Source organism: Robinsoniella sp. (genome assembly GCF_034124845.1).
Genome location: NZ_JAWYAJ010000189.1, coordinates 1 through 5,031, shown reverse-complemented (window position 1 = coordinate 5,031; position 5,031 = coordinate 1). Strand labels below are relative to the sequence as shown.

The following is a 5,031-nucleotide window of genomic DNA, read 5'->3' as shown; positions in this document are numbered from 1 at the left end:
AAGCGTACTACGTAACCTGAATTCGGGGCAAATATGCCGCTAAGTGGGGCGTGCAGATGGCGGGAATGAATTTTCAAACACGCTCTAGAGCATCAGCATCATATCTTTTTCTAATTTTGTAACTAAAGTATACAACAATGAATATGACAACTGTATGTCATATTAAATCATTTAAATAATAAAATAATTATATCAGATAAATAGTATGAAATATTTATCTGATATAATCTCCTATTCAGCCTCTCTTATAACAGTGCCAGGCATATATTTTCAATTCTGAATTAATTTTTTCCACTGCTTTCGTTATAAAAAGCTCCTGCTTTTTTTGATCCGAGGTATTCCAAAGTCTATTGTTCAGACTTTCCAGATAGGACTTCCGGTTGCTGCTGGCTTTTGGAAGCATGGCTTCGTTACCCATTAACTGCGGCAGATCCCAGGACTCACCAATCGCCGTCATTCTGGCTGTCAGGGGACCATCCTCCGAAGACAGGCTGCGCCTGTGGAGTTTGCCGTCCGAAGTCCCCTGCCTTGGCGTTCCGTCCGATTTAAAGTTCTTACCACCGTCTCTTTTTATTTCCCTTTCCTTCACGGACTCCATATGAAGCCTCTTATATTCCCGATTAACTGCTAAGGATTCATCCACTTTCTGCAGCACTTTCTGCACGATCTCTTTTTGAGCAGCAGGATCCCGGTAAGGCTTTTTATTAAAAATTCCGGAGTCTGCATCATATTGGGACAGCCTTTTTTTACTTTTCAGGTTTTCTTCCACATCTTCTATGTAATGTTCTTTATAGATTTCATACTCACTGATGATTTTACCCGAGGGGTCTATAGTAATCTTATCCAGTGGAAAGGATTTTGTAAAGATACATTCTGAATGGTTAAATGGGATTACGCAGCGTTGCTTCAGACGAAGCTCCTGATCCTCCATATCCAGCAGCAATAGGATTCCCTGATAGGAATAGATCAGGTATTCAAAAGTTGCCATCACATCATCCCCATATTTCCTGCCATTTAAGAACCAGAGATCGATGATCCCCTCTTCCTGATAATGTGCATGCTTCTTTTCCCACAAATCCAGTTTTAAATCCTGCCCCGCATACTCCAGAACCATTCTCAGGTCACCGTCATTTATAAATACATCAGATACGTACTTACCGCCCTGTCTGCTGCAGGTAATTACCGCATTGGGAAAACTACGCTTCGCCGCCTGGAATAGCAGCCTCCTTGCCAGCAGATACCTGGTACTCTGCCCATTAGTCCGCACCGGACAATTTGCATTCTCATGATGACGAAAATACGGTTCTACTTTATTTCCGGCACACAGGACCAGATGTTCCCCGCAATCCGGACATACAAACTCATTGTTCTGGCTTGCTTTTCTCATTTTCAGCCTGGTATCTTCATCGTAATTTCCCTGAGCATCTTTTAATTCATAGACACACCACAGCTCATTTTTATAGAAAGCATTTTCCTGGGTAATCATAACATCGCTCCTTTATCACAAATTCCGTTCAAAATTTGAAATATGTAAATAATATTTATTTATAATTTAGCATACCCCTCCTTCAATATCAATCAACCAGATCATTTTTTATCAACTTATCTCTTTTTTGTTTTAAATAAGCTGTTTAGTGAAAATCATTTCCTTGACTTTGCGACACATGTGTCTTATAATGCTTTTAGAGACACATGTGTCGCATTTATTATAACTCTTATAAAACCAGCCGCTGTTCTCTGCATTTTATAATTATGCAAAAAAGGACAGTTGGCTCAAACTAAAAAAGGAAAATACCATGAACAAAAGAGGAAACGAAACCCGCAGACTAATTCTTAATAACTCTTATGCGCTTTTTGCTAAAAAGGGATTTAAAGAAGTTACAATGAAAGATATCTGTGATTGTACCGGACTCAGCCGCGGCGGTTTATACCGCCATTATGACAGTACAAAGCAAATATTTGCTGAAATTTTAGAAGTGCTTTTAAAGAACCAGGAAGATGAGTTTTCAGAAAAGATCAATCAAAATGAATCGGCTGTCTCCATTCTTGAAAGCGTTCTGGAACGCTACCAGATGGAAATGCTGGATTCCGGCAATTCATTGAGTATTGCAATCTACGAATTTTACAGCCTTCCCCAGTCTGGGGCTGCGCCCAATGCTCTGCTGCGTCAATATCTGCTTTCCAAAGAAATGTGGAGCAGATTCATACAATATGGCATAGACCGGAAGGAATTCAAGAAAGTAGATATTACAGCTGTATTTGATATGATTGTATTTTCTTATCAGGGAGTACGTATGTACAGCCGGCTTATGCCCATTGACAGAGACATCCCCCACCGCATTACCGAACAGGTAAAACTCCTGCTTCTGCCATCCGTAAATGCTTCATAACTAAAAAATATTTATATAAATAAGGAGGTTCTTATGGCAACTGCGTTTGAAAAATTTGATTCAACCCGGACTGCATTTATTAATCCCTGGGATTCTGTGAAACCCATTCATGATTTTCCCAAGATCTGTATATCTACTTTTTCTAATGAAATGATTGAAAAGTTTGCCTCCGTTAATGGGGCAGAGATGATTGCCCAACTATACGCAGCCACTGGTCCAACACCTGTTTATAAAATCTGTTATGGTGGAGAGAACATTGCTTTCTACCTTTCAAAAGTAGGTGGTCCGGCTTGTGTTGCAGGCTTTGAGGAAATTGTAGCCATGGGTGCACAGAAGTTTGTCTTGTTCGGCTGCTGCGGAATCCTGGACGATCGAGCAGTTGGAAGCAATCTCATCGTTCCCACCTCTGCAGTCCGTGATGAAGGAACCAGCTACCACTATGCACCCCCTTCCCCTGAGCTGGCAGCTGATCCAATATCTACCACCATACTTACTTCCTGTCTGGATAAATTAGACTGCCCTTATGTCAAGGGCAAAATCTGGACAACAGATGCCATTTACAGGGAAACGCCAGACCGCATAGCCGAGCGGAAAAAAGATGGCTGTATCGGTGTGGAAATGGAATATGCCTCAATGCTTGCTGCGGCACAATTTCGAAACATCCCTTTTATACAATTTTTATATGGTGCAGATAACCTGGATTGTACCAGCTGGGACCCCCGTGATCTGGAACTCTATGGAATGTCAAATGCAGAGAAATACATGGCACTGGCATTGGAATGTGCAATTGCACTGTAACAAAGCGGGGCAGCGTCTCCTGTTGAAAAACGCTGCCCCGCTATATAAGCTATAATTCGTTATGTCCCCTGTCAGGTATGCGATAAAATAGGAAACATGCATTTCTTATCCCGAAATAATACCGTATCCCTGCCGGTACAGAATAAGGTGCATTCCCCTGTCAATTCTCTAATCTCATATCCGTCTGTCTCCTTTGGTGTAAACTGCAATTCTACCTGGGTAATCTTATCCTTCGCCAATATTTCCAAAATCTGTGATAACGATGCCCCAACAGATTTTTCACAGAGTACCTCTGCCAGAATCAATCTGTTACCCTGATATTCTGCAAAAGCCAGAACTTCCAGCTCTTCTATGTAGTAAAGCTGCTCTCCATCAGACATCATTACGTAAAACATATACAGTTCAGCATTGTTAACCATCGCCAGACCGGAAAAGGGATTCCCCTTTTTCATAAATCTGACTGCCAGTTCTTTATCATCTACTCTGTCCAGTTCCAGCTTCCGCACATGATATTGTTGATCTGGAGGCTGGTCCATCCTGATTTCCTTCACATAATAAAATTGTGTCAATTTCTCAAATCCGTATCTGGGATAAAAGTCTAATACAGTATCATTTGCAAAAAGATAAATCATATCATAACTGTCTCTGTATGTTTCCAGTACCTTTTCCATCAGCAGCCTGGCATACCCCTGACCCCGGTATTCCTCTGCAGTCATAACCGTCCCCAGCTGGAGGCAGACCTTCCGCTCTCCGAATACATTCAGTTCCATAATATTTACGGAAATATTCGCTGCCGCCTCATTATCCCATACCAGCATATAGGGTACATGCTGGTCTTTCCACCATCCCTCCTGATACCATTCCTCAAACTGAAAACCAAAAACAGATTGCGTCAGGCGGTTATAGGCCCTGCGAAGCCCGGTATCCTCCGGATGAACAATTTTCACTTCCCACTTCTTATCGATTGGTTTATCCACTTCCTGCTCCCTTCTATGACCCATGCTGATTTAAGACTAATCATTATAATTGCCGTTCCATAACTGATGGTTATCCTTTCTTTATTATAACTTATTTTCATTCACAAAGCATCCAATAATATATAAAATCTCTTTTTCTTTTTTACATTCATTGCTATAATAAACAAAAAAACTTGTGAGGGAAAACATGAAAACACATCAGAATTTATCAGAAAGCCAACCTGCCGGTAAGCGTAGAAGAAACCCGGAACGCGTACAGCTGCAGGAATACAGCCCGATTCTTCAAAAAGACCTTTTTCAATTTCTTCGGAAGTGTATGCCGGAATCAGGAAGAACTTTTGACCCCCTGGGACGGCATAAGGCAATAACCGATATTTCTCACTCTTTTCTTGCATTCTGGTGCCTGACTGATGGCGGTGAAATCATTGGATGCAGTGCCGTTAAAGTACTTGCTCCTGATGCTTGCGAATTAAAAATGATGTACGTGTACAATAGATATCAGGGGATGGGCTTAGGCAGAAGACTGTTGACCCATGCCATCCAGTTTGCTGCTGACCAGGGATACCAAAAGATACTTCTGGATTCAACTCGGGAAAGCCGCTCCGCCATATCCCTTTATTGCAAAAACGGTTTCTATGAAATTCCCCGTTACAATCATAACCAGTATGCGGATGTTTTTATGCAAAAAGATCTCTGTTAGTTTTCCATCTGGATACTTCCCATTTCCTGTTATGTATTTGATTCTCCATCATATATATAGAAGAAAAAGAAAAGGAACAGATCCTTTGAGCGAACACTATCCTTTTGTAAATTATCCCCTGCCATACAGCTACAGTGCATTGGAGCCTTATATCGACGAAAGAACC

At 41.3% G+C, this 5,031-nt stretch carries 6 protein-coding genes; 3 read left to right on the top strand and 3 right to left on the bottom strand.

All coding sequences use genetic code 11. From position 1 onward, the window contains the following. Together ACH2DQ_RS08780 and ACH2DQ_RS08775 are read right to left on the bottom strand one after the other, a co-directional pair. Positions 1–77: DUF6783 domain-containing protein (locus ACH2DQ_RS08780; protein WP_395026411.1), on the bottom strand; the 77-nt coding region annotated here is incomplete at its 3' end. A 158-nt stretch (positions 78–235) separates the two neighbouring features. After that, entirely contained in the window at positions 236–1,486 is a 1,251-nt protein-coding gene (locus tag ACH2DQ_RS08775) for a competence protein CoiA family protein (protein ID WP_394915139.1), read from the bottom strand. Between the two features lie 310 nt (positions 1,487–1,796). On the opposite strand from ACH2DQ_RS08775, the gene ACH2DQ_RS08770 reads away from it, so the two are divergent. Next, on the top strand, positions 1,797–2,390 hold the full coding sequence (locus tag ACH2DQ_RS08770; protein WP_394915138.1) for a TetR/AcrR family transcriptional regulator: 594 nt from the start codon (positions 1,797–1,799) through the stop codon (positions 2,388–2,390). A 33-nt stretch (positions 2,391–2,423) separates the two neighbouring features. After that, complete coding sequence (locus ACH2DQ_RS08765) at positions 2,424–3,188, top strand: nucleoside phosphorylase (protein ID WP_394915137.1); 765 nt, start codon at positions 2,424–2,426, stop codon at positions 3,186–3,188. Between the two features lie 71 nt (positions 3,189–3,259). On the opposite strand, the gene ACH2DQ_RS08760 is transcribed toward ACH2DQ_RS08765, so the two are convergent. Then, positions 3,260–4,165, bottom strand: coding sequence for a GNAT family N-acetyltransferase (locus ACH2DQ_RS08760; protein WP_394915136.1), 906 nt, complete (start codon positions 4,163–4,165; stop codon positions 3,260–3,262). A 187-nt stretch (positions 4,166–4,352) separates the two neighbouring features. On the opposite strand from ACH2DQ_RS08760, the gene ACH2DQ_RS08755 reads away from it, so the two are divergent. Further along, the gene (locus ACH2DQ_RS08755; protein WP_394915135.1) at positions 4,353–4,865 is read left to right on the top strand and encodes a GNAT family N-acetyltransferase; all 513 of its coding nucleotides are present in this window, start codon (positions 4,353–4,355) and stop codon (positions 4,863–4,865) included. Positions 4,866–5,031 lie beyond the last annotated feature (166 nt).

Excerpts from the sequence above, each read along its gene's own strand:
- ACH2DQ_RS08775 (WP_394915139.1), bottom strand. The coding sequence starts at position 1,486 with ATGATTACCCAGGAAAATGCTTTCTATAAAAATGAGCTGTGGTGTGTC.
- ACH2DQ_RS08770 (WP_394915138.1), top strand. The coding sequence starts at position 1,797 with ATGAACAAAAGAGGAAACGAAACCCGCAGACTAATTCTTAATAACTCT.
- ACH2DQ_RS08765 (WP_394915137.1), top strand. The coding sequence starts at position 2,424 with ATGGCAACTGCGTTTGAAAAATTTGATTCAACCCGGACTGCATTTATT.
- ACH2DQ_RS08755 (WP_394915135.1), top strand. The coding sequence starts at position 4,353 with ATGAAAACACATCAGAATTTATCAGAAAGCCAACCTGCCGGTAAGCGT.